The sequence below is a fragment of the Methanomicrobiales archaeon genome, assembly GCA_030019205.1.
Classification (GTDB): domain Archaea; phylum Halobacteriota; class Methanomicrobia; order Methanomicrobiales; family JACTUA01; genus JASEFH01.
Window position 1 is genome coordinate 109866 of sequence record JASEFH010000004.1, and the last position, 23282, is coordinate 133147.

Annotated in this window: 30 protein-coding genes; 14 read left to right on the forward strand and 16 right to left on the reverse strand. The window is 63.3% G+C overall.

Annotated elements, in window-relative coordinates:
- Positions 1-206: 206 nt before the first annotated feature.
- From atwA to QMC96_03960, 3 genes are all read right to left on the reverse strand, one after another.
- Positions 207-1811, reverse strand: coding sequence for a methyl coenzyme M reductase system, component A2 (gene atwA / locus QMC96_03950; protein MDI6875910.1), 1605 nt, complete (start codon positions 1809-1811; stop codon positions 207-209).
- 188 nt (positions 1812-1999) lie between these two features.
- On the reverse strand, positions 2000-2422 hold the full coding sequence (locus QMC96_03955; protein MDI6875911.1) for a DUF134 domain-containing protein: 423 nt from the start codon (positions 2420-2422) through the stop codon (positions 2000-2002).
- A gap of 78 nt (positions 2423-2500) precedes the next feature.
- On the reverse strand, positions 2501-3379 hold the full coding sequence (locus QMC96_03960) for a VIT1/CCC1 transporter family protein (GenBank protein MDI6875912.1): 879 nt from the start codon (positions 3377-3379) through the stop codon (positions 2501-2503).
- Between the two features lie 897 nt (positions 3380-4276).
- Here QMC96_03960 and mtrE point away from each other — a divergent pair.
- The 9 genes from mtrE (at position 4277) to QMC96_04005 (ending at position 10730) form a co-directional block, all read left to right on the forward strand.
- Entirely contained in the window at positions 4277-5176 is a 900-nt protein-coding gene (mtrE, locus tag QMC96_03965) for a tetrahydromethanopterin S-methyltransferase subunit E (protein ID MDI6875913.1), read from the forward strand.
- Positions 5177-5923: a tetrahydromethanopterin S-methyltransferase subunit D gene (gene mtrD, locus QMC96_03970; protein ID MDI6875914.1), complete on the forward strand. Its 747-nt coding sequence runs from the start codon at positions 5177-5179 to the stop codon at positions 5921-5923.
- A gap of 9 nt (positions 5924-5932) precedes the next feature.
- The gene (gene mtrC, locus QMC96_03975) at positions 5933-6796 is read left to right on the forward strand and encodes a tetrahydromethanopterin S-methyltransferase subunit C (GenBank protein MDI6875915.1); all 864 of its coding nucleotides are present in this window, start codon (positions 5933-5935) and stop codon (positions 6794-6796) included.
- Positions 6796-7080 (forward strand): tetrahydromethanopterin S-methyltransferase subunit B, encoded by a 285-nt coding sequence (gene mtrB, locus QMC96_03980; protein ID MDI6875916.1) that lies wholly within the window; start codon positions 6796-6798, stop codon positions 7078-7080. Before mtrC ends, mtrB begins: the two co-directional genes overlap by 1 nt.
- 11 nt (positions 7081-7091) lie before the next feature.
- Positions 7092-7814 carry a tetrahydromethanopterin S-methyltransferase subunit A gene (gene mtrA, locus QMC96_03985; protein ID MDI6875917.1) on the forward strand — a complete coding sequence of 241 codons (723 nt, stop codon included), beginning with the start codon at positions 7092-7094 and terminating at the stop codon, positions 7812-7814.
- 5 nt (positions 7815-7819) lie between these two features.
- Positions 7820-8020, forward strand: a complete 201-nt coding sequence (locus QMC96_03990) for a tetrahydromethanopterin S-methyltransferase subunit F (GenBank protein MDI6875918.1) — start codon at positions 7820-7822, stop codon at positions 8018-8020.
- A gap of 12 nt (positions 8021-8032) precedes the next feature.
- Positions 8033-8773, forward strand: a complete 741-nt coding sequence (gene mtrA, locus QMC96_03995; GenBank protein MDI6875919.1) for a tetrahydromethanopterin S-methyltransferase subunit A — start codon at positions 8033-8035, stop codon at positions 8771-8773.
- 17 nt (positions 8774-8790) lie between these two features.
- Entirely contained in the window at positions 8791-9831 is a 1041-nt protein-coding gene (gene mtrH / locus QMC96_04000) for a tetrahydromethanopterin S-methyltransferase subunit H (GenBank protein MDI6875920.1), read from the forward strand.
- Between the two features lie 377 nt (positions 9832-10208).
- Positions 10209-10730 (forward strand): hypothetical protein, encoded by a 522-nt coding sequence (locus QMC96_04005; protein MDI6875921.1) that lies wholly within the window; start codon positions 10209-10211, stop codon positions 10728-10730.
- Between the two features lie 76 nt (positions 10731-10806).
- On the opposite strand, the gene QMC96_04010 is transcribed toward QMC96_04005, so the two are convergent.
- Complete coding sequence (locus tag QMC96_04010) at positions 10807-11658, reverse strand: MBL fold metallo-hydrolase (GenBank protein ID MDI6875922.1); 852 nt, start codon at positions 11656-11658, stop codon at positions 10807-10809.
- A gap of 219 nt (positions 11659-11877) precedes the next feature.
- Here QMC96_04010 and QMC96_04015 point away from each other — a divergent pair, with 219 nt between their 5' ends.
- Both QMC96_04015 and QMC96_04020 read left to right on the forward strand, forming a co-directional pair.
- On the forward strand, positions 11878-12081 hold the full coding sequence (locus QMC96_04015) for a DUF5320 domain-containing protein (GenBank protein MDI6875923.1): 204 nt from the start codon (positions 11878-11880) through the stop codon (positions 12079-12081).
- A 62-nt stretch (positions 12082-12143) separates the two neighbouring features.
- Entirely contained in the window at positions 12144-12473 is a 330-nt protein-coding gene (locus tag QMC96_04020; GenBank protein MDI6875924.1) for a NifB/NifX family molybdenum-iron cluster-binding protein, read from the forward strand.
- A 1-nt stretch (position 12474) separates the two neighbouring features.
- Here QMC96_04020 and QMC96_04025 read toward each other — a convergent pair whose 3' ends face one another.
- Positions 12475-13416: a radical SAM protein gene (locus tag QMC96_04025; protein ID MDI6875925.1), complete on the reverse strand. Its 942-nt coding sequence runs from the start codon at positions 13414-13416 to the stop codon at positions 12475-12477.
- 115 nt (positions 13417-13531) lie between these two features.
- Between QMC96_04025 and QMC96_04030 the strand changes: the two genes are divergently transcribed.
- Genes QMC96_04030 through QMC96_04040 form a run of 3 tightly spaced genes read left to right on the forward strand, consistent with a single transcriptional unit; the run spans position 13532 to position 15563 of the window.
- The gene (locus QMC96_04030; protein MDI6875926.1) at positions 13532-13834 is read left to right on the forward strand and encodes a NifB/NifX family molybdenum-iron cluster-binding protein; all 303 of its coding nucleotides are present in this window, start codon (positions 13532-13534) and stop codon (positions 13832-13834) included.
- Positions 13835-13836: 2 nt separating this feature from the next.
- Positions 13837-14697: an ATP-binding protein gene (locus QMC96_04035; protein MDI6875927.1), complete on the forward strand. Its 861-nt coding sequence runs from the start codon at positions 13837-13839 to the stop codon at positions 14695-14697.
- Positions 14694-15563, forward strand: a complete 870-nt coding sequence (locus tag QMC96_04040; protein ID MDI6875928.1) for an ATP-binding protein — start codon at positions 14694-14696, stop codon at positions 15561-15563. Before QMC96_04035 ends, QMC96_04040 begins: the two co-directional genes overlap by 4 nt.
- Before the next feature lie 656 nt (positions 15564-16219).
- Here the strand turns inward: QMC96_04040 and QMC96_04045 are convergent.
- The 11 genes from QMC96_04045 to QMC96_04095 form a co-directional block, all read right to left on the reverse strand.
- Positions 16220-16975: a SagB/ThcOx family dehydrogenase gene (locus tag QMC96_04045; protein MDI6875929.1), complete on the reverse strand. Its 756-nt coding sequence runs from the start codon at positions 16973-16975 to the stop codon at positions 16220-16222.
- A gap of 215 nt (positions 16976-17190) precedes the next feature.
- The gene (locus QMC96_04050; protein MDI6875930.1) at positions 17191-17718 is read right to left on the reverse strand and encodes an AAA family ATPase; all 528 of its coding nucleotides are present in this window, start codon (positions 17716-17718) and stop codon (positions 17191-17193) included.
- A complete protein-coding gene (locus QMC96_04055) occupies positions 17718-18341 on the reverse strand; it encodes a DUF106 domain-containing protein (GenBank protein MDI6875931.1) in 624 nt (207 codons plus the stop codon). Before QMC96_04055 ends, QMC96_04050 begins: the two co-directional genes overlap by 1 nt.
- 7 nt (positions 18342-18348) lie before the next feature.
- A complete protein-coding gene (locus tag QMC96_04060) occupies positions 18349-18918 on the reverse strand; it encodes an adenylate kinase (GenBank protein ID MDI6875932.1) in 570 nt (189 codons plus the stop codon).
- 2 nt (positions 18919-18920) lie between these two features.
- The gene (gene secY / locus QMC96_04065) at positions 18921-20354 is read right to left on the reverse strand and encodes a preprotein translocase subunit SecY (GenBank protein MDI6875933.1); all 1434 of its coding nucleotides are present in this window, start codon (positions 20352-20354) and stop codon (positions 18921-18923) included.
- A 20-nt stretch (positions 20355-20374) separates the two neighbouring features.
- Positions 20375-20797, reverse strand: coding sequence for an uL15m family ribosomal protein (locus tag QMC96_04070; GenBank protein ID MDI6875934.1), 423 nt, complete (start codon positions 20795-20797; stop codon positions 20375-20377).
- Positions 20798-20801: 4 nt separating this feature from the next.
- Positions 20802-21263 carry a 50S ribosomal protein L30 gene (locus QMC96_04075; GenBank protein MDI6875935.1) on the reverse strand — a complete coding sequence of 154 codons (462 nt, stop codon included), beginning with the start codon at positions 21261-21263 and terminating at the stop codon, positions 20802-20804.
- Entirely contained in the window at positions 21263-21883 is a 621-nt protein-coding gene (locus QMC96_04080; GenBank protein ID MDI6875936.1) for a 30S ribosomal protein S5, read from the reverse strand. The genes QMC96_04075 and QMC96_04080 overlap by 1 nt, the downstream gene beginning before the upstream one ends.
- A gap of 1 nt (position 21884) precedes the next feature.
- On the reverse strand, positions 21885-22409 hold the full coding sequence (locus QMC96_04085; GenBank protein MDI6875937.1) for a 50S ribosomal protein L18: 525 nt from the start codon (positions 22407-22409) through the stop codon (positions 21885-21887).
- Position 22410: 1 nt separating this feature from the next.
- Positions 22411-22863 (reverse strand): 50S ribosomal protein L19e, encoded by a 453-nt coding sequence (locus tag QMC96_04090; GenBank protein MDI6875938.1) that lies wholly within the window; start codon positions 22861-22863, stop codon positions 22411-22413.
- A complete protein-coding gene (locus QMC96_04095) occupies positions 22856-23281 on the reverse strand; it encodes a 50S ribosomal protein L32e (protein ID MDI6875939.1) in 426 nt (141 codons plus the stop codon). Before QMC96_04095 ends, QMC96_04090 begins: the two co-directional genes overlap by 8 nt.
- Between the last annotated feature and the right edge of the window lies 1 nt (position 23282).

Below are 23282 nucleotides of genomic sequence, written 5' to 3' on the forward strand. Positions count from 1 at the left end.
GAGAGAGCGAAGGCTGCGCGGATCCCGCGGCGATACGCCGGTGTCTGCAGGCTTCGCCCCTCCTCGATCCCCCGGACGGGTTCGTCTGTCGCGCGGCGGACTCCCCCGCGGGTGGGGGTGTCCCTCCCTCGAGAACGAGAGGATAGCCGGCATCCCGGAGAAACGCTCACCGGAACGCCGCTGGCCGCAGAGGCGGATCTTGCCGTTTAGAACGCGGCTATTTCCCCCTCGACGCCCTCCAGCCCGGCAAGCACCTCGTCCGGTCTGCCCATCCTCGCCACCTTTCCGCCCCGCATCAGGATCAGCCGATCGCACACCTCCCTCACAAACTCCATGTCGTGCGAGACGACGATGAACGTCTCCTCCATCTCCTGGCGGGCCTGGAGGATGGAGTGTTTCACGTCGATCTTGGTGATGGGGTCCATGGTGCCGGTCGGTTCGTCCAGGATCACCATGCGGGGTTCGCGGATCAGCACCTGGGCGAGGGCCACGCGGTGCCGCTCCCCCTCCGAGAGCTGACCCGGGTAGCGGTCCAGGATCTCGCGGCTCTTCTCCTCGGAGAAGCCGGCCATGCGCAGCGTGAGCACGGCCTTGCGCACCGCCAGTTCCTTGGGGAACTCGAGCCCGATCGCATCGGTGAGGTTGTCGAGCACGGTGCGGTGGGGGTAGAGGTCGTACTCCTGGTGCAGCAGCCCGATATACTCCTTCGCCCGCCCCCGCTGGTCGATCCCCGGCTTGGTCATGTCGATCCAGGTGTCCCCGATGCGGATGTTCATCTCCCCGCTCGTCGGCTCGATGATCCCCGCCATGATCCGGGAGAGCGTCGTCTTGCCCGCACCGCTGGCTCCCACGATGCCCAGGATCTCCTTCTCCGCAATCTCGAAGCTGACCCCGTTCACCGCCCGGACCATGCCCCGGTCCAGGGTGATGTACTTCTTCGTCACATCCCGCGCGACCAGAACTGCCTTCCCCGCGGGGCAGACGCCCTCCTCTACGGCAGCTCCGCGCTGCTGCAGAAAATGCGCCACGATCTCCTTCGGAGAGCCTATCGATGCGATCCTGCCGTCTTCCAGGAGGAGCGCCCTGTCTGCCACATCCTCGATCACGCGTGAGAAGTGGGACGTGATCACCATGCTCATGCCGTTCTCCCGCACGGCCCCCACCAGCATGTCGTGAACAAGAGCGGACGTGGCCGGATCGAGCGTTCCCGTGGGTTCGTCGGCGAAGAGGACGGCCGGCTCCTTCGCGAGCTGGCGGGCGAGCACCACCCGCTGCTTCTCCCCGCCGGAGAGGTCCCGGGCGATGTGCATCATGCGGTGGGAGAGCCTCACCCGGTCGATCAGCTCGGCGGCGCGGCTGATGGCCGATTCCGGAGGATGCCCCGCATCGTCCAGCGCCCGCAGCACGTTCTCGATCACCCGGTCGTTGCCGTAGAGGGCGAACGTCCGCTGGAACATGGTCGCCGTCCGCCGCATGACCCGCCGCCGCAGCCCTTCGTCATCCGTATTCCAGAGATCGATGTCCATGGACGTGAGGTCTCCCCCGCAGAGCGGACAGGGCATGCCGGCTCTTCCGGGAAGTTCGAGACGGGAGCATCGGGTGCAGGCGGACAGGTGGTAGACAATCCTGCCGCCGGTCGGGGGATGATCCAGACCCCGCAGCAGGTGCATCAGCACCGTCTTCCCGGCTCCGCTTCTTCCAATGACTCCCAGGATCTCTCCGCTTCCGATCTGGAAGGAGATGTGCTTCAGGACCTCCTTTCCGTCAAAGGACATGCAGAGATCTTCCACTGTAACCAATGGCGTCTTCATGCTCACCTCTCCCTGCCGCGGTCATGTATCAGGATCCGTTCCGTGATCGGGACGGCTGTCAGCGGGACACTTCTCCACAGCCATCCCCGCAACCCGGATCCCCGGATGGGTCGGGGACGACTCCGTATATATTACTCATAAGCGCATAAATAAAAAAGGTTGCGGCAGGCCCACCTGCTCTGCCCCCCTCACGTCCCGGAGTGCGGTTCGTCCCGGGAGCAGCGCCGCCACGGACAGGGATCCGTCCCTCTCACCGGACAGGTGCCGGCGATCTTGGGGCAGAGCTCCGTGTTCTCCCGGGCGCAGCCGGCTACCTCGATCGCCTTGCCATACACCAGGGCATCCGCGATCTTGCGGCGCGCCTCGTGCAGATCCCGCCAGGCCGTCTTCCGTGAGACACCGAGGGTCGCAGCGGCGGTCTCCTGGTTGAGACCCTCCAGATCGACCAGCCGCAGGATCTCGAGCTCCTCGGGGAGAATCCGCACCATCTCCTCGTTCGGACAGCACCGCGGTTCGTAGCACCGCGACTGCGCCGCGCTCTCGATCACCCTGTTGATCCGGGGCCTGCCCCGGCGGCGAGGCTGCGCGCCCAAGGTATCGGGACCAGACATCCTGGCAACTCTCCCGCCCTTATAGTAAGCTCTCATACCTAGTATTATTTCTGGAGACCCCCGCCGCGGATACGCCGATCAGATGTCCACGCCGAGTGCCGATCGGACGACGAGGCCGATCGCGAACGATGCCGCCGCAATGCCGAGGCTGATTGCAGCCATCTCCGAAAACCTCCTCCAGAAGGGGAGCCCCTTCGCGACCGAGATGTAGAATGTGAATGCCAGAATCACCAGAATGGCTCCGGTGAGGGTGAGGGGGAGAGCCGCGAACGGGTTCTCCAGGAGCAGGTAGGGCGCGACCAGCACCCCGACCGTCGCCACGTACGCCCCTCCCGTGTAGACGGCCGCCGTCAGCGGGCTTTCCCGACCGTCCGACTTCCGCGAGAGGTACTCGGATGCCCCCATGGAGAGCGAGGCGGCAATCCCCGTGATGATGCCCGCACCGGCGATGAGGCGGGCGTTCTGGAGCGCAAACGTCAGCCCGGCGAGGGTGCCCGTGAACTCGACCAGGGCATCGTTCAGTCCCAGCACGACCGAACCCACGTAGCGGAGCGCCTTCTCGTCGATCATCCCCGCGAGCTGGTTCTCGTGCTCGATCTCGTCCGCTGCGATCCGCCCCGCCAGAGGGATCTCCGCCGAGAGTCTGCGGTACTCTCCGATCGCCCGGTTCTCTCCCCCCTCCATCAGCTGGATTCCGAACGTGATCCCGAGGATGCGGGCAATGCCGCAGTACAGCCAGATGCGCAGGGCATCCGGCTGGACCGGCTCCCCGGTCAGATCTCTCCAGAGCCGGTAATGCCTGTGCTCCTCTTCTGCCAGCCGTAACAGCACCTGCCGGTTGCTCCCCTCCGGCACCGAATGCGCGAGCATTCGGTAGATGTGATGCTCGGTCAACTCCCCCCTCTGGAGAGCGAGGATCTCCGTTCGCAGGTGCTGCGGGATCGATTGGTCTCTCATCGCTCAGTGCGATCCTTAGGCAGCCGACCTGATTACCCTATGTCTTCGATGGGGGGACGCATCCCTTCCTGCATGAGACATCCGCCGCTCGGAGGAGGGCGGCGGATGGTCCGGGGGGTGTGCCGGGGGGACAGCGGGGAAAGGGGGCGGAGATGCTATGCCGGAAGGGTCTGCCGCAGGACGGAACGCCCGTACGGAGGCTGACCTTTCCGTGCCCACCCGCTTGTGCACGAGCTGCGAAGGGAAGAGGGCTGCCGCAGGATCCGCCTTTCCGGCGAAGTCCCCGCAGGTGGTTCTCTCTCCTTACGGTCCTTCAAAGCACCGTTCACTCCCCTCCCCGGATGGCACCGATCCGGGCTGCCATTGCGGGGACGGCAGGGGAAGGTTCTACAACGATCGAATCGCCCATCCGCAGGCGGGCATGCTCTTCTGCGGATGCCGTGGGTGCATGGCGCCTCTGGGGCAGGGGACAGGAAGAAAATCATGGTATATGGGGGAACAAAACCTTTTCGCACCAATCCTCACCGTATGTGAAACGAGGGGAATCTATCCGGATTCCGGTCCCGGGGGAGAGGTATCTTCGAGTTCGTTCGGATGCACCCGATCACGGTTCGGAACCCGTAGGAACGTGAACAACGCCGCAGCGAACTCCTGCCCGTGAATACGCCTCTCTGTACCTTCGGATTGCAGCCGGGACCCCGGGTGCACGAGCACAACTTTTTTTACATTAAGGTAACTTAAGATGCTTAATTCGGGCGTATACCCCTGTATCTTCCGAAACTGCGCATTTAAAGGGTGCACCTTTTCGAAAACTTTAATAAAACGCCAAACGACTTTTAGTTGAACCACAAAAGGTTTGTAGTTGCTCTCGTGCACAGCACGCGGGGAGGATGCTAAATGGTTGACCAAATTGTGTTTGGCATCGGAATAACTGCACTGGCCGGAGCTCTCGCCACTGTGGCCGGCGCTGCGGAAGACACGGAATCTGATATCGGGTCCCAGGGTGATCCGAACTCTCAGGTTCAGCTGGCTCCGCAGATGGGGTACATTCACCGAATTTTCAACAAAGCGATTGCCGGTGAACCCCCTGCCTACGGATTGTGGGTAGCGCTGGGTGCTGGAGTGGCATGGGCTCTGATGGCCATGCAGGTGAATGCGGTGCTCGCGATCATCCTCGGTTCTGCGCTGGCAGTCTTCGTTCAGGGGATCTATGCCACCACGGCATACCTGGGGAGAATCGCAAGTCTTGCAAAGTTCGGACAGCCGGTGTACATCGATATCATCAAGTCGATGACCACCGTGACCATGGCGCACGCGTTCGTGGCCGTATTCACGACTGTGACGGTGTGCTACCTGATCAACGTGGCTCTGGGCCACCCGTTCCCGCTGCCGCTGCTCGGCCTCGTATGGGGTATTGCCCTCGGTGCGGCAGGTTCTGCGACCGGTAACCCGTTCTACGGGAAAGAGCGGCAGTACCAGTCCCAGAAGTTCGGTGCGGGCGTACCGATTGCTGCTTCGGGCAACATCGTGCGGTACGCAGAGGCCGGCGAGCGCAACTCGCTGGATAACGGATGGTTCTCGTCCAAACTCGGCGGTCCTGCGTCGGGTGTCTGTTTTGGTCTGATCGTCTTCTTCGAACTCTGGCGTACGGTCATCTTCGAGGAGATCGCAAACGGCTGGGGTGCCGTCATCGTCGGCATTCTGGTGATCCTGATCTTCGCCGTCATCGACCGCTACATCGAGATCTGGGCCCGCAAGACCTACGGTCCGTATGGAAAACCAGAGGAGGCGGCGTAAATGGTCGTCCTTGAGACTCTCGGAATCATGGTCATACTCATCGCACTCATCGGCATCATCATCGGCGGTGTGCTCATCGGATTCGGCGTGCACTTCGTGCCGGTAGGGGGTGCGCCGGCAGCCATGGGCCAGGCGCCGGGCATTGCGACCGGCGTCGCGATGCTTGCGGCGGGTGCAGGGCTCGCCGGGCTCTTCGGTGGTGCCTGGGCAGCGGAACTGGGGCTGCTGGTCGCCCTCGCCGCGGGGGCCGTCGGCGGCGGGCTCATGATGGCGATCACCCAGCTCATGGTGAACATCATATACATCTTCGGCATGGGTATTCCTGTGGCGTCCGGCAAGGTGGCAAAGGATCCCATCACCGGTGACACGCAGACGGAGTTCAAGTCCCAGGGTACCGAAGGTCACGGTCTCCCGTTCGTCTCCTACGCGGGGGGCGTGATCGGCGGCATGCTGGGCGGTCTGGGCGGAACGCTCATCTACGTCATGCTTCTCGACGTCTACCTGGACGCGCTTCCGCTCATCTACAGCACGAACAAAGAGGCAATCTATCTCGTGGCGGTATCGCTCGCCGGTATCTTCGCCGTCGGGATGTTCCTCGTGAATGCGGTGCTTGCCGCCTACAACATCACGGGCACCATCGAGGGTCCGCACGACCCCAAGTTCAAGCGGTTCCCCCGTGACATCGTGGCATCTGCGATTGCGACGGCAGTCACCGGTATCTTCGCCCTCGGGCTCGTGCTGGTGTGAGGTGTTCGCATGACAGTAAAGGTTGAGGTAAAAGAGGGCGGGATGCCCCACAACCAGATCCTGGCCACCGGGCTGATCGGATCGCTGGTGGGCATCTACATCACGTACCTGAACAACATCCTGGGTACCGATCTGCTGGCGTTCTTCGGCGGGATCGCGGCAACTCTGGCACTCTACTGGGGCAGTCACACCATCAAGCGCCTGGCCAGCTACGGTATCGGAACGGGCGTTCCGTCCGCGGGCATGATCGCGTTCGGGTCCGGTGTCATCGGGTTCCTGTTTGCCACCCGGTTCGCTATCGGCGGCGGCATTCTGGTCCCCATCATCGCCGTCATCGCGGCTGCCGTCATCGGAGCGGTTGCCGGCGTCATGGCCAACACCATCCTGAAGATGCACATCCCCGTGATGGTCTCGGCGCTCATCGAGATGTCCATCGTGGGCGCGCTGACCCTGATGGGGCTGTCGGCGCTGGTCACCGGAAGCTTCACGTTCGACGCTCTCGTCACGTCCCGGATCTCATTCTTCGGCATGGAGCTCACCACCTACGAGTCGTCCCTGATCGGAGGCAGCATCATCGCCGTGCTCTTCCTCCTGGGTGGCATCGCGATCCAGCACCCGTTCAACGCCTGTCTCGGCCCCAGCTGGGAGCAGGACCGGATGCTGATGCTCGCTCTCGAGTGCGGGTTCCTGTCCATGATCCCGGCGGCGGTCATCTCCTTCGCATTCATCAGCATGGCGGCAGCGACGATCTCGTTCGTGGTGGCCATTGTCGGCTGGTTCTACACATACTACCGCTACATCGAACTCGCCCGGAGGGATGCGGCATTCTGGCTTGACGCCAAACCGATCAAGGAACCGGAGGCTGGTCACTGATGGCATTCGTACATGTTCTGCCCGAATACGGGCTCGTCGTGGATCCGCTCGTTGGCATCGTCACGACCGCCGCAGAGTCGCTCCAGCCGATCATCGACCGCGTCGCGGAGCTGGAGAAGATCTCGGACGACCTGCTGGGGATGCTCTCCGGCGAGGGGAACTTCCTGGCGTCGTTCCCGGGGCGGGAGAGATCCCTGGCCATTGCGGGGAGCGTCACGGCGTTCTGGTACGGGCTTGCGATTGGACTTCTCATTGCGGGGATCATCGCCCTGCAGCTGCTGTGAGGTGAGGAAGGATGGCAGAGAAGAAATCGGCGGCCAGCGGATGGCCGATCTCCAAGGGTGACTTCCACAGCGGGGACCCCAACAGTCCCATCGCCATCGTCACCATGGGCTCCCACCTCGACGAACAGGGTCTCTGCGACGCCGGGGCGGCGATCTGCGGCTCCTGCAAGACGGAGAATCTGGGTATCGAGAAGGTGATTGCCAACATCATCAGCAACCCGAACATCCGGTTCCTGATCACCTGCGGGACCGAGGTCAAGGGGCACCTCTCGGGGCAGACGATGAAGGCCCTGCACAAGGGCGGGGTCAAGGACGGGCGCGTGGTCGGCGCGGAAGGGGCGATTCCGTTCATCGAGAACCTGAAGGATGAGCACATCAAGCGCTGGCAGGAGCAGGTCGAGGTCGTGGATATCATGGAGACCGAGGATATCGGCACGATCAAGGCCAAGATCAACGAGCTCAAGGCCCGGGATCCGGGAGCGTTCGCCGCCGACCCGATGGTCGTCGAGGTCAAGGAAGCCGGCGGCGCGGCCGAGGAGGTCACCGGCGAGGTGAAGCCGCTCTCGGGCGAGCTCGCGCTCATCCACGCCCGCATCAAGACCATCGAGAAGATGGTGGTCGACATCGGATACCGCGACAAGTTCGCTGCCGGTGTGTATGCAGGGAAGATCGAGGGAATCATGATCGGGCTGATCGTGATCTTCGCCCTGCTGGGATTCCTGTTGATGGGGTGATGGAAATGGCAGAAGAGACAAAAGCACCTAGCGCCATCAGGATGGCAGCAATCGATGCAATGGTCGAGAATATGCGCTACAAGGCGCAGATCCTCGCCCGGACCAACAAGCTGGAGTCCGGTGTGATCAGCTCGGGAGTCATGGGATTCGCCATCGGGCTGGCCTTCGCGCTGATCCTGGTTGTGGTGCCGGTACTGGTACTGTGAGGTGAGGAAGAGATGGCAGAGAAGAAATCGGCGGCCAGCGGATGGCCGATCTCCAAGGGTGACTTCCACAGCGGGGACCCCAACAGTCCCATCGCCATCGTCACCATGGGCTCCCACCTCGACGAACAGGGTCTCTGCGACGCCGGGGCGGCGATCTGCGGCTCCTGCAAGACGGAGAATCTGGGTATCGAGAAGGTGATTGCCAACATCATCAGCAACCCGAACATCCGGTTCCTGATCACCTGCGGGACCGAGGTCAAGGGGCACCTCTCGGGGCAGACGATGAAGGCCCTGCACAAGGGCGGGGTCAAGGACGGGCGCGTGGTCGGCGCGGAAGGGGCGATTCCGTTCATCGAGAACCTGAAGGATGAGCACATCAAGCGCTGGCAGGAGCAGGTCGAGGTCGTGGATATCATGGAGACCGAGGATATCGGCACGATCAAGGCCAAGATCAACGAGCTCAAGGCCCGGGATCCGGGAGCGTTCGCCGCCGACCCGATGGTCGTCGAGGTCAAGGAAGCCGGCGGCGCGGCCATGGAGGTCGGCGTCGCGGGCGTGAGCCCCCAGTTCCTCGAGATCGAGGAGCGGCTCAACAAGATCGAGAAGCAGATCGAGTTTGTGGATGCGGAGATCGCCCAGAGAGTGGGCAGAAAGATAGGTAGGGATATCGGGATACTGTACGGGATCGTGGCAGGATTGACGGTCTTCTTCATCCTGCTGATCCTGTTGCCGAGACTGAGCACGTTAGTATGAGGGAGGTGTGACTGAGTATGTTCAGATTTGAAAAAGAACAACAGATCTGGGACTTCAACGGAACCAAGATCGGCGGCCAGCCGGGTCAGTACCCGACTGTGCTCGCCGCTTCAATCTTCTACAACAAGCACGAGATCGTGCTGGACGACAAGACGGGGAAGATCGACAAACCGAAAGCCGAGGCGCTCTGGAGCCGCTGCCAGGAGCTGTCCGATACCGTGGGCATCCCCCATTTCCTCCAGATCCTGGCCGAGCACGCGGAGGCGATGGAGAGGTACATCGACTGGTTCTGCAGCATCGACAGCAAGACGGCATTCCTGATGGACTCGTCCGTCCCGGCGGTGCTGGCGAACGCCTGCAAGTACGTGACCGAGGTCGGGGTGGCGGACCGTGCGATCTACAACTCCATCAACGGGTCCATCCTTCCCGAGAACGTTGAAGCGCTGAAGAACAGCGATGTCAACTCCGCGATCGTGCTCGCCTTCAACCCCGCCGACCCCTCCGTCGCCGGGAGGCAGAAGGTGCTCGCCGAGGGCGGTGTCGCCGGCCAGGCAAAGGGCATGCTGCAGATCGCGGAGGAGTGCGGGATCACCCGCCCGATCCTGGACACGGCGGCAACGCCGCTCGGGCTCGGATCCGGCAGCGCCTACCGCGAGATCCTGGCGTGCAAGGGGATCTTCGGGTATCCCACCGGAGGCGCCTACCACAACATGACGGTGGCATGGACGTGGCTGCGCCGCTGGAAAGGAACGGCGAAGACCCCGTCGCTGCTGGCGAAGGGATACGAGGGCAAACCTGCCCTGCTGGAGCAGATGAGTCACCACTACCTCGGTGGCATGGAGGGCATCAAGCAGGCGGCATGGTCCGCTCCGGATATCGGATGCAACATGGTCGCGAGCACCCTGGGTGCGGACCTGATCATGTACGGTCCGATCGAGAACGTCGAGCCCATGATCACCTGCCAGGCCTACATGGACATCGTGATCCTGGAGGCGGCGCGGGACCTCGGGATCGATCTGGCTCCCGACACCCACCACCCGATCCAGTTCCTCATCTAAACTCTTTTTCAGGCACCGGGGCGTTACGATCTCCTGCGGTATCGCTCGATTCAGGCACCGCTCTCCTGTCCCCGCACCCAATTCGATTGTCCGTCCCCCTCCCCCTCACGGGCTCCCCACGCCCTCTCCGCGCGATGCTGCAATCCCCTCCGGTTCGACAGGACGCGGACGGATTGACCCCGACCATGCAACTATCGAATACCCATCATGCGGCATCGGTTCAAAGATCCGCCCTGCTGATTGGCAGATCAGCCGATGGCGGCCATACCCGGTTCCGGGAGGGTATCATCGCCTCGCCGGGATACTTCAGGCAATGGAAACGTTCGGGAACAGGGAGGCACAACGATTATCAGCATCGGCATCCGGCATACCCGGGGATGGAACCGGAGACGTTGTTAGGAATCCTCGCCTTCCTCGGTGCCGAGGAGCGGCTGATCCGCCGTTTCGATCTCCCGGCGGAGGCGTTCATCCCTCTCCTCCTCTCCCTGCGGAGCGGCGGCGACTGGTCGTATGCCGCCGGGAGCATCAGGACACTCTCCCTTCTCGAGAAGACGACGGTGTACGACAGCGACCGCCGCCTCGGGTATACGTACGAGGAGATCTTCCTGTTCGTGAATCCCCGGATCCTGCAGGAGGATGGCACCGTGCACCGTCTGGAGAAGTGCGGACGGGAGGAGGTGCGCCGGCTGGTGCGGCGGCCCTATACCGTGGTCCTGGAGGGCGATCGTCTCTTCTCGGCTACGGTACATCCCCTGAGACGCGAGATCGCGCTGGCGGAGCTGCCCGATCGGCAGCGGACCTTCCAGGGGTCCTCCGCCTATGCCGCCTCCCACGAGATGGAGCACCTGGAGCACGAAGAGATCGCCGGCGAGAGTCTCTACTCTTTGCGGTTTGTATGACGCAGCAGTGTCCCGGTCGCCGAAGCACTCACGTGCAAACGAACGGATCCGGTTGCCGGGGTGGGCATCAGCCCTCTCACGGGTATTTCAGCGTAAGACCGACGCCGCTCTCTCGCAGGGGAGCCACCCGGGACAGTGCAATCCTGGACGGGAGGTCCGTGCAGTGGCAGGCATGGAGCGATGAGGGCTGAACACGGCGAAGATAGTCGAGTGTTGTTTTCAGCGCCTCTTCGGAGGGCTGAAGAAGGTGGAACCCTCCCACGACATCCGCGATCCTCTCTTCCCCGCAGACGCGCCGCGCCTGCTCGATGATATTGATGATACCGGAGTGGGAGCAGCCGGTGACAATCACGAGTCCCCGGGCCGTGCGGCATGCCAGTGCGCTGTCGTCCTCCAGGTGGTCCGGCTGGACACCGTCAGGCGTCAGGATCTCGCGCTTCTTCCTCTTCTCGGTACCATATGGGTATTTTCGCTCTATTTCCCCGAGGAAGACGACGTTCTCCGTGAGCCAGAGGGGTCCGGTGCTCAGCTGGAGACGGAAGTATCGCTCCAGCTCGTCTCTCGAGAGGCATGGCCCGGCCTGCAGGATCCTGTTCACGATCTTGGGGAAGAAGGCTCTCGGGTGGGCGACGAGATCCGGTTTTTTGTGCGGCGTTCCTGTGGCATCCATCTCCGTGTAGAGGCGGATGAGCGGTATCAAACCCCATGTGTGATCCCGATGGCCGTGAGAGAGTGCAATATAATCGATGTCGAGAAGATCGATGCCAAGCGCCACGGCGTTTTTCATGAAGGCGTCCGAATACCCGAGATCGAACAGGATCCGGGTCCTGCCGTCTTCTATACATATCGATAGACCGGGCTCGGCGATGAGCTGCCGGTCGTTCAAGGTGCAGTTGTCGGAAAGAACCGTGAGCCTCATAGGATCCATTCCGCAGCACTCATACTGTGTTCGCACATCATATGAAAACCTGCCTCCATCGATTGGAATCGTGACTCTCCGGTATCCGGAGCGGGAGCGAACCCCGCAGGAGCATGCCCGGACAGGGGCAATGGGGCGGGTCACAGAAACGTATAAGTATTATAGCGCATATGAGTAATAATTACATGACAGTCCTGCTGTCATGCATACACGGAGGTGAAAAGCAATATGCCTGGATTCGACAGAACCGGCCCTCTGGGCAGGGGACCACGCACCGGTCGGGGAATGGGGTACTGCCGCCCCGGTCTCGTGGACGTTGAGACAGCGTATCCACGGGGTGCATACGTACGTCCTCTGTATGGACTCGGTCGAGGCGGACTTCCCCGGGGCTGCGGACGGGGCTTTGGCGGCGGCAGGCGAAGGTTCTGGTGACTCCGCCTCAAGGTCCGAATGACAATCACCCCCCTGTCCGGAAAGACTGCACGGAGCACCTCATGATCATCGGAATCGCAAAAGACGGAGACCGGGTCTCACAGCACTTTGGCCGCTGTGAGGGATACAGACTCTACCGCATCGAAGACGGCAAGATACTGGAACAGAAGGATATCCTCAACCCCGGCCACGAGCCGGGAGTCCTCCCGAGGCTTCTCGCCGACCACGGCGTGAATGTGGTGATTGCCGGAGGCATGGGGCCGAAGGCAGCGGACCTCTTCTGCCAGCAGGGCATGGAGGTCTTTACCGGAGTCTCCGGTTCTCTCGACGATGTCGCGCACCAGTTCATCCTCGGGGAATTGAGAGAGGGAAGGAACATCTGCCATCACTGACCTAATTCTCCTTTTTCTTAAAGAACGACCCCCTGTCTCCACAGCGTTCCTCCAGTATGCCCTCTTTGAGGAGCGCCCCGAGGTACTTGTGCACCTCGCTCGGGTGGAGTCCCAGCATCGCCGATAGATCCGCGATGGTGCAGGGCCTCCTCTCGATGGTCGATACAATCGCATCCTGCGTCGTACCCGAGTAACTCCGCACCTCTCTACGGCTACGGGCTGACGCGATGATCTCAACCTTTGGACTGTCGAAGAAGGCGGCTACCCGTTCCCGTTCTGCCCGGGTCGCTGCTCTCACCCAGGCCACCGCGCAGGGTCTGTCCAGCGTGTTCAGCTGCACCCGATCCGCCTGTATCCTCTCGATAGCCTCCTTCAGACGCGCCAGTTCCGTATCCGTGGTATTCACCCCCGGGACGATGAAGACCTCAAGCCAGATCTCCCCGGAGAACTCCTGGCGCAGGAGAGATAACCCGGAGATGATACGGTGCGGATCGACGCCCGGATGCGGACGGTGGATCTTCGCGAAGACTTCGCGCGATACGGCGTTCAGCGTGGGCAGGATTCGATCGGCGCCCAGCACTTCCTTTCGGACCGAAGCTTCGGAGAAGAGACAGCCGTTGGTCAGGATGGCCACGGTATAGTGAGGATAGCGTGCTTTGACGTGACCGACAATCCGGCCGATATCACGATGGAGCGTGGGTTCTCCTGAGCCGGCGAAGGTGATGCTGTCGAGGACCGGAGATCGGGAGAGGAAGTCGTCGATCTCCGCCAGCACCTCTGCCGTCGGCACGTACTCCTTCCGCTCCAGGGTGAGGTCTGTGGTGCTGCCGCACTCGCAGTAGATGCAGTCATAGGTACAGGTTTTGTGCGGGACCAGATCGATGCCGAGAGAAACCCCCAGTCTCCTCGAGGGGACGGGTCCGAAGAGATGCATGTACTTCATGGCGAATGTATCTAATATGAGATGAGCACCAACCTATATAGTAATTCGCGCATTTGAGTAATAATTACTCGAAGGTGATACCATGATGCTCTGCATTACTGCAAAAGGGAGCACGATGGATGCTCCCGTAGAGGAACGGTTCGGAAGATCGCCCTACCTTATCCTGATCGATACGGATACGGGAACGGAGACCTCCATCCAGAACCCGGGCGCCGATGCGGCGGGAGGCGTGGGTCCCAGAACAGTCCAGCTGCTGGTCAACCACGGTGTGAAGGCGGTCGTCACCGGTCAGGTGGGAGGGAATGCGGCAAGCGCCCTGCAGGCAGCCGGCATCGATGCCTACCAGTACCGCGCCGGCGGCACGGTCAGAGACGCCCTCGCCCTCTATCGTGCGGGAAAGCTAACAAGGCTCCTGTGAGGATGAATGTGGCGAAGATCGCCGTGGCCAGCGGAAAAGGGGGGACGGGGAAGAGCACGGTTGCCGCGAACCTGGGCTACAGCCTCGCACAGGAGAGGGATGTGGTGCTCGTGGACTGCGATGTGGAGGAGCCGAATCTCCACCTCTTCTTTCAGGATGGGCGGAGCGAATCTCCCGTAACCACACCCGTTCCCGTCATCGACACCTCTGCATGCACCTTCTGCGGGAGGTGCGCGGAACAGTGCCGATACGGCGCGCTCCTGGTGCTGGAGAACGACATCCGGTTCTTCCGGGAGCTCTGCCATTCCTGCGGCGGCTGCTCTCTCGTATGCCCCACCGGGGCTGTTCGCGAGGAGATGGAGGCGGTGGGCAGGGTCTGGGAGTCCCGCCCCTTCCCGCATCTCCGCCTGATCAGCGGGGTCCTGGACGTGGGGGAGATCCACAGCACCCGCGTGATCCAGGCGGCAAAACAGGCAGCAGAGCCTGCCGGGCTGATCATCTACGATGCGCCGCCGGGCACCGCGTGCCCGGTCGTGGAGACCATGGAAGATTCGGACTTCTGCCTGCTGGTCACGGAGTCCACCCCCTTCGGGTTGCACGATCTGGAGCTCGCGGCAGCGGTCGCGAAGAAGCTCTGCGTCCCCGCGGGCGTGGTGATCAACCGCAGCGATGGGGATGATGCGGAGACGATGGCCGTATGCTCCCGGCACGACCTGCCCGTTCTGCTGCGCATCCCCTTTGACCGGAAGATCGCCGCCTGGCAGAACCGCGGGGAGCTCTTCGCCGTGCACATGCCGCAGTGGCAGGGGAGATTCACCGATCTCTACACGCGGATCCAGGATATCGCCGGGGGAAGCAGATGAAGCAGCTTGCCGTGATCAGCGGGAAGGGGGGTACGGGAAAGACGGTGATCACCGCCGCCCTCGCAACGGTCCTTCCCTGTTCGAAAGTGATGGCGGACTGCGACGTGGACGCATCCAACCTGGAACTTCTCCTCAACCCGACGGTGATCTCCACACGCTCGTTCTATGGCATGCAGTGTGCGGCGATCGACCCCGGTCTCTGTGCCGGATGCGGGGAGTGTGCAGAAATCTGTCGATTCGATGCCATAGTCCAGAATCGTGATGTCTATTCCGTGAACCCCGTCCGGTGCGAGGGGTGCGCCGTCTGCACGGTCGTATGCCCGCAGCAGGCAATTACCCTGCAGCCACGCGTCGCCGGCGCGATCTACTACTCCGACACGGAGTGGGGCCCCCTCTCTCACGCCCGCCTGGAACCGGGCGCCGGCACCAGCGGGCTGCTGGTCGCAGAGGTGAAGAGGCAGGCGATCGGGGAGGCGGGGGACCGTGACCTGCTGCTGATCGACGGTCCGCCGGGCATCGGCTGCCCCCTCATCTCCACCATCTCCGGCGCCGACGCGGTCATCCTCGCCACGGAGCCGAGCGTATCCGCCCTCCACGATATGGAGCGGGCGGTGCAGGTCTGCCGGGGATTCGGCGTGGACACCTCGGTGATCGTCAACAAGCATACCCTGGACGAGGCGATTGCGAACCGAATCGAGGGCTACTGCCGGGAGCAGGGGCTCGGGATTCTGGGGCGGATCCCGTATGACGGGCAGGTGATCGAGAGCATCCGCCACCGTCGCCCTGTCACCCTGCAGGACTCGCCTGCAGCGTCGGCCCTCCGCGAGATCGGAGCGGCGGTGGCCGAACGGCTGCAGGATCTCTGAATGCCGTTCTGGTGAAGGGCTTCCCTGCCCGTTCTGCGGTCAGGGGGATCGAGCCCCTTTTCCGACGAGGCGGCAGCGCGATGGTCGAGCAGTCTGGCCGCCCCTATCCTGCCCTGAGAAAGGATCCATCTCCCTCGTCACTGCCGTACGAAAGAGCATCTACGTTCCCATGCCGGATCTGCTCCGGGGTATCGGAAGGGAGGGTACCTCCCCCCTTCCGGGACTCCCTGCGGTGCGGCATCCCAGCATGGAAGCGCTGCGCGATTCTCTTCCCCCACACCCCCCGCATTGCGAAGGAATCCGCGGGGATATATGTGGGATACATTCTCCTTCCCGGGACGAGGGGACTTCAGCTCTCCCCACCTCATAGAGAATCCCGGTCCCCTGCCCCCCCCCGCATCCGTGCGGACCGCGCCGTGGATGCCGGAACGCCCTGCCCCTGAAAGGCGCCGCATGCTTCCGGCACATCCCGTGCTTGCGCAGAAATGGCGGCACCTATGGGGGGCGGAGGGCTCTCAGGCAATAAGACGCCCTGTTCGATCCGGTCATCCAGACCGCACCCGCGTCGCATTGGAGCGCCGGGGGGGCTGCATGCGGGCCCATCCTCTCCTTCTGTGCCCTGCAGAATGGGAGCGGGAAAAAAGGCGGGATGCGGTTCAGGCCTTTGTTCCCACCGGCATGATGTAGAGCGGGACCTGATTTTCTGCCAGGCTCAGCACCGACCGCACCCGGGTGTCGTTGAATCCCCCGACGGGTATGCTGGAGAGGTTCAGGGCAACCGCCTGCAGCAGGACGTTCTGGGCCGCATGCCCCGCCTCCAGGAACACGTACCGCTCCGCCCGGTCCCCGAAGTTGCGGGTCCTCTCGGGGAACGCCGTGATGACGATGTCGGCCGGAGCCTCCCGCACCTCCGCCTGGTCCAGGGCCGCCGCACTCAGCGCCTGCCGAACGTCGCCCTCCGCCAGCCTCTCCAGCTGGTGCCCGTCCGGCAGATAGTGGTAGATGCCGGCGGGGAGATCATTCACGTTCCCGGCGACCACGTAGACCTCCAGGGGGTATGTCCTCCCTGCGGACGGGGCGGTCCTGCGCCCCTCCGGGCCTGTGATGCCCTGGGCGGCCCAGAGCAGCTGGGACACCTCCGAGAGGGCGAGCGGCCGATCGGTCCGGTACCGGCTCACCGAGCGGCGGGTGAGCAGCACCCGCTCCAGAGATGCGTTGCTGTCCTGGCGGGGCGGCGGCAGCTGGATGGCGGCCCCGCCGTCCGTTCCCTGCATGGCAGTCGCCTGCGTTACCGCCGGCGTGGAGTCCGCTCCCGGCACGAGACCGCTCTCCTCGAGAGAGCCGGTGCATCCCGCGGCGAGCACAGTAGCTGCCAGGATGGACAGGAGAATACAGATCGCAATACGTTTCATGTCCGGGCCTCCTCCCGTTGCTCTCTGGGTGAGGCGTTACCCATACTTATTGCTTTCCCCGGCAGAATCCCGCGAGGCAGGAAGGACCCGGCAGTTCGGCGGCAGCCCTTCTCGCACGCCCCCTCTCCGCGGATAAAACCGCACAGACCCGGGGAGAGACGCCGCTTCCTGCGGCTCCAGAACACCCCCACCGGCGAAAAACAGAGAGCGGCTCGTTATTCCCGGAGATAGCTCACGGCGAGATCGACGATGCTCGCGAGCTCCTCGCGGTTCCAGAGAGCGGTGTCGAGGACCATGTGGTAGGGCGAGAGATCGCCGATATCGATGCCGTAATAGGTCCTGTAGCGCACCCGTTCGGACGCCTCCCGCACTTTCGTCCTCTCGAGGGCAGAACCCTCGTCCCCCCCGTCACGCTCCGAGATCCGCCTGGCACGGACGGGGAGGGGGGCGTCGAGCCAGATCTTCAGGTCGGCATGCTCCACCATCCAGCCCGAGAGCCGCCCCTCGACGACGATCTCGTCCTCCGCCCCGGCGATCTCCTTCTGCCGCGCATCGATCTGCATATCGATGGTCTGGTTGTTCTCGGCAAGACGGCTGAACTCCGCCAGATCCATGCCCCTCTCCTTCGCCAGCTGGCGGAACGCCTCGCCGGCGGAGACGACCCGCAGCCCGAACCGTTCCGCCAGGTGGTACGCCAGCGACGTGGTGCCGCTCCCCGGGGGTCCGCTGATCGTGATCCGCATCAGATCCCCCCGATATTCAGCGCCTTTCGGATCACCTGGCTGACGGTGAGGGAGGCGATCATGTACCAGAGGATCCAGGCCGGCACCGGCCCCAGGGCCGCCGCATTCAGGTGGGTCAGCCCGATCAGCGGCAGGGCGATCACCGCCACCTCGGCGGGCAGCGTCGGCAGCCGGAAGAGGAGCCAGAAGAAGATGGGTACGGAGACGATCAGGATGTAGCTCATCGGCTTGAACTGCTCACGGGACATCTCCAGCTGCTCCTGCATCATCTTGTCGCGCCGCGCCTCCAGCTTCTTGATCTTCTTCTCGTCCTGCGAGAGCTGGGCTTCGCGGAACTCCTTCTGGAACTCCTTCATCCGTTTCTGCACCGCCTGCATTCTCTCGTAGTCGATGGTGTACTTCTGGATGAGGGAGGAGTAGAGGCCGGTCAGGGATGCGAGGATCAGGAGGACGATATAGAAGGGCATCCCCAGACCGAAGGGGGGACTGTTGATCAGGGGACCCAGGATGACGTCCATGGCGGATCCCACCGTCACCCGCACCACCTCGATGCTGTAGGAGATCATCATCAGAAAGAGGAGGATCAGCGGGACGAAGGGTCCGAATCGGGAGGTGTCTGCCATCGCGCTCTCACCGGAGGACGTCCGCCAATTCGAGGATCGCCCTGTCCAGGAGGTGATCCTGGTTCATCACCACTTTGACCGTGCATCCCGTGAGCATCGCATACGCCGCGGCGATGGAGCGGTTGAACCGCTGGTGCTCGGCGATCTCGCGGTAGCCCTCCATGTCCCGGGACCGTGTCGGATCGTTCAGCCTCCGCTTCAGGATCTGGTCCTCGTCCGTCTCCACCAGGACGAGGATATCGGGCTGCAGTTCCCGCAGCACCCATTCGGGCAGCCCGGCCAGGTAGCCCTTCGGTGTCTTCACCGAACTGTGCGTATCCACGATCACGTTGCCGTCGATCTCGGCGATCTTCTTTGCCGCCAGCTGCTGCAGCTGCTTCTGCAGCGTGCGGTCCAGTTTCCGCATCTCGTCCCGATCGTTTGCCATTCCTTCGCTCGATGCCACCTCGAACATGAAACTGCCGAAGTTGATCGACTGGTACGTGATGCCCTCCTTCTCGAGCTCCTGGAGGGCCCCGTTGATGACGGTGGTCTTGCCCACACCGGGGACGCCGGTGATGACGATCCTTCTACCCATGTCTACTCCTTGCCAAAGAACTGCCGCATGAGGGGGTACATCTCCATCATCTGCTGGCTGGCGATCTCCTCATACAGCCGATAGGTGATGCTCACCGCCAGCAGGAGCCCGGTGCCGCTGACAGCGCCGATCACGCCGAAGAGGTTGGCAGCAACGGACAGGAGCCCGATGAAGACCCCTCCGATGACGGTGACGCGGGGGATGTAGCGGTCCAGGTACTTCTCCAGCACCTGCGGGTTCCGCCGGTAGCCGGGGATGTGCATCCCCGAGAGCTGGATCTGGCGGGCGACGTCCTTGCTGTCCAGCCCCGCCGTCTTGATCCAGAACAGGGCAAACAGCGCACTGCCCGCCACGACGAAGACGATATCGATACCGAGGCGCAGGATCACCTCCCAGGGCGCATGCCCGAGGTCCGTGATCCACCACATCCAGTCCGTCGGGCCGTTGACGGGCGAGAGGAAGTACATCAGCCCGTTCTGCGGGGTCTGCCCCTCGAAAGTGCCGAAGATGGTGATGCCGATGTTGGAGAGGAACATCCCGATCAGCTGGATGTTCGCCTGCAGCACCCGCACCAGGATCATGGGGAGCACGCTCGCGTAGATGAGCTTCACCGGGAACCGTGCCCGCACCCCCCGCACGTTCGTGTGCGCCAGGGGGATCTCGACGCGAGTCGACTCCACGTAGACCACGATCAGGAAGATCGCGATCGTCGTGACGAACGCGAGCAGGTCCGTCCCGAAGTACTGGAAGTAACTCCCCCCCGAGAGGCCGATGGCGAAGAGGCGCGGGAAGAACCCGACAGGGAAGGGATCCGCCACCGCCTCCCAGTTGAACAGTCCGTTCACGATGCTCTGCGAGATCCCCGCGATGATGAACAGCCCCACACCGGACCCGATGCCCCACTTGGTGACCACCTCGTCCATCAGGAAGATCAGCACGCCGCCGATGCAGATCTGGACGAAGATCAGCAGGGAGACGGCCGTAAGGTTGCCTCCGAAGAGTTCCATCGCGACCTGCGGATCGGGCTGCAGGAACCCGCCGACCAGGTTGGGAGCCGCCTCCACGACGATCATCACGAAGATCAGGAGCTTCTGCAGCCCCATGTACATGACCTGACCGCGCGCCTCACTGGTATCGATCTGGAGGAGATCCGCACCCTTCAGCAGCTGGAGGACGATGGATGCCGTGACGATCGGACCGATCCCCAGATGGACGATCGATCCGCTCTCACCCGCCAGAAGTGCCCGGTAGAAGAGGAATATATCCTGCGAGGTGGGAGAGAGACCGAACACAGGTATGTTGGCCAGAATGAAGTACAGAAGCAGGATGGCAAGCGTCCACATCAGCTTGTTCTTGAAGTGGACATGCCCCTCGGGGCTCCTGACGGCAGGCATCGCTGCGAGCAGGGGCTCAAATCGATCCAGTAGGGCTCCCATGGTTCCACCAGAGAATTACGTCAGGATACGAGTGCCTGACCGCCGTTCTTCTGCAGTTTCTCCTTCGCCTGCTCGGAGAACGCCCTGGCAGAGATGTTCATCCTGCGGGTGACCCTGCCGCTGCCGAGCACCTTGTCCACGCCGAGGTCGCCCACGTCCAGGCTGATGGCTTCCCCGTCCTGGCGGGCGATGCCGAGGGCAAGGAACCTGTCGATGTTCTCGTCGATGAACCCGACGTCCATCGTCTTCACGGACGCGGTCTGATCGCGGCTGAAGCCGTGCTTGCCGTAGCGGAATCCCTGCAGGTAGTAGCGGACGAAGTGGTGCTTGCACGCACCAGCACGCCCCCGCCCGCCCCGGCTTCCCCCGCCGCGGCGGTTCTTGTGCGTTCCGCCACCGCAGGTTCTCGAGCCGCGGAACTTCGATCTGTAGTTAACCGGCACTGCCTCACCTCATCTTGTACAGAAGAGTATTGATCTCCTTGCCATAATAACCGAGCGCTCCGCCCTGCTGGAAGGTCCTCTTGGTGGTCGCGTACCCCTTCCGCGGGGGGTGGAGCCGCAGGACCGGTTTGAACCCGGGGAGATCCTTGATCGACGCCTCCCCCCGGTGGAGGGCCCGTGCGAACTCCGCGATGGAGTTGAAGCGGGAGTGCTCCCGCACGTAGGCATCGGTGAGCCTCGCATTCCCCGGGAGCCGTCCGCGGGTCTCCAGGATGGTGGCAAGGGTCTCCTCGTCCACCTCGCCATAGGCGATGTAGTCCTTCACCTTGCGGATCATGCCCAGGTACTCGGGCGTATCCGGCACCAGCACGCAGTGGTTGATGTGGTGAAGGCGGAGCATCTTGAGGGTGTCCTTGATCTCGCGCCGGGTGTTGACCACCCCGCGCACCTGCACGACGGCGAGCATCAGCGGGACCCCCCTCCCATCCGCACCTGGTTGGTCTTCGCCAGGGCGTCGTAGGTCGCCTTGGCGAAGTTGATAGTGGTGCGGGTGTGCCCGCTGGTGAACGTCCAGACGTCTTTTAAGCCCGCGAGCTCCAGCACCTTCTTGGCGATATCGCCCGTGACAAGCCCGATGCCCTGCGGCGCCGGCTTCAGCGTCACCCGCACGCTGCCGGCCCTTCCCGTCACCTCGAAGGGGAGGGAGTGGGGCGTCACGCAGGCGCACTCCCAGCTCCCGCAGCCTCTCCGCACCTTGATCAGGTTCATCTTGGCGTCGTCGATCGCCTTTTTGATCGCGTCTCCTACCTGGTTGTCCTTCGCCTGCCCGAGCCCGATGTAGCCGTTGCGGTTGCCCACGACGACCACCGTCCGGAACTTCACCCGGCGGCCCGAGTCGGTCATGCGCTGGACCATGGTGATATCGAGTACCTCGTCCTCCAGGTCTGGCAGAAAAGCATCCACTATCTGCGGCTCTTTGATGGGCTTGCCGCTCTCGAGCACCTCGTCAATGGAGGCGATCTCGCCGCGGGCAACCATCTTGCCAAGGCCGGTGAGAGGGACCCACTCCTCAACTTCTACCGCCATGTCACTCGATCTCCTTTCGTATGGCTTCTGCCACCTGTTTCACGTTCTCAACGATCCCTGCCTTCTCCGCACTGTAAGCGGCGATGTGCTCGCCCAGCAGGCGGGCGGCATCGGGCAGGATCGCCTCGTCGTGGGCGATGTCCAGCCCCGCCTCCACGGCGCCGCGGAGGGCGGCAAACACGCGGGCACCCACGGTCGCACGGTGCAGACCGATGTCGAGCACCGCACAGTCGTAGCCGCCCCTGACGGCACGCACCCCGCAGAGCATACCGGTGAGGTAGGCGGCAGGGGTGTTCGAGAGGCTCCCCGTATACCCCCGTCCGCGGAGCTCGGCGGAGCTGGCGGCGACCAGCGTGCGGTCGCCGTCCATCCCGGCCACGACGAGCTGCGCGATGACGTGGCGGCCGGTCCTCCGCACCACCATCCGTGGGTGCTCCGAGACCACGAGGCGCGTCCGCGCGTAGTAGTCGGTCTTCCCGTCCCGCCGCCGGCGGAACGGGACGAAGTATCTCGGTCCTCGCGCCATCTCACGTCCTCCTCTCCGTCGCAGAGCCGATGTGCGCCTTCAGGTGCGCAACGCTGCGGAACTCCCCGCCGGCCGATTTCCTGTAGAGGATGCGGTACTGGTGCCGGTCGAGACTCCCTTCGGCCCGCAGCTCGCGGAGCACCCTCCTCTGGGCGCGGACCCGCTGGATCCATCTCCTCTTGGGCGGCGTCCGCGCGCCACCCGCTCCTTTCCGGCTTCCCGGCCCCTTGCGGTGTCCGTAGGCCTTCTTCAGGGCCCGGAGCCGCGCACGGCCCCGGCTGACCCCCTGTTTCTGGCGGGCGGCGATGACCCCCTGCTCGATGAGAGCCCGGACGTCCGCACGGGAGATGGCGGCCTCGATGTCCGCCTTTCTCTCGGGGTCCATCCAGATGCGGTTGATGCCGCACTTCAGCACCTCGGCGGCGATCCGCCGCTGCGTCGCGAGGTCACTCATTGCCTTCCCCCTCCTCCGTCTCTTCCTCGGGAGCGCTCTCCTTCGCAGCCTTCGGGTTCAGGACCCGGAATCCGCCTGCGATGGCGGCTGCCTGGACCTCCTTCCGCTTTCTCCCGCCGACCGTTCCCGCAATGCGGATCGCGTGCTGCGCCGGATCCAGGTCCGCAAGATCGGCCGCATTGAACACCAGAACGTCCCGGAATCCGCTGGGGTGGAGTTCGCGGACGAGGATGGGGCTGCCGTAGCCGGGCGCGGGCAGAGGCCCCTTCGCCTTCAGCTGGCGCCGCAGTTTGTTGTGCTGGCCCCGCGGCCTCCGCCAGACATCGGCGAGTTTCTTCTTCTGGTGCACGCCCCGCCGGCGGAAATGGGTCTCTTTACCCCTGCGTATCCGTATCAATCGAATTCTGTCGTCTGCCATT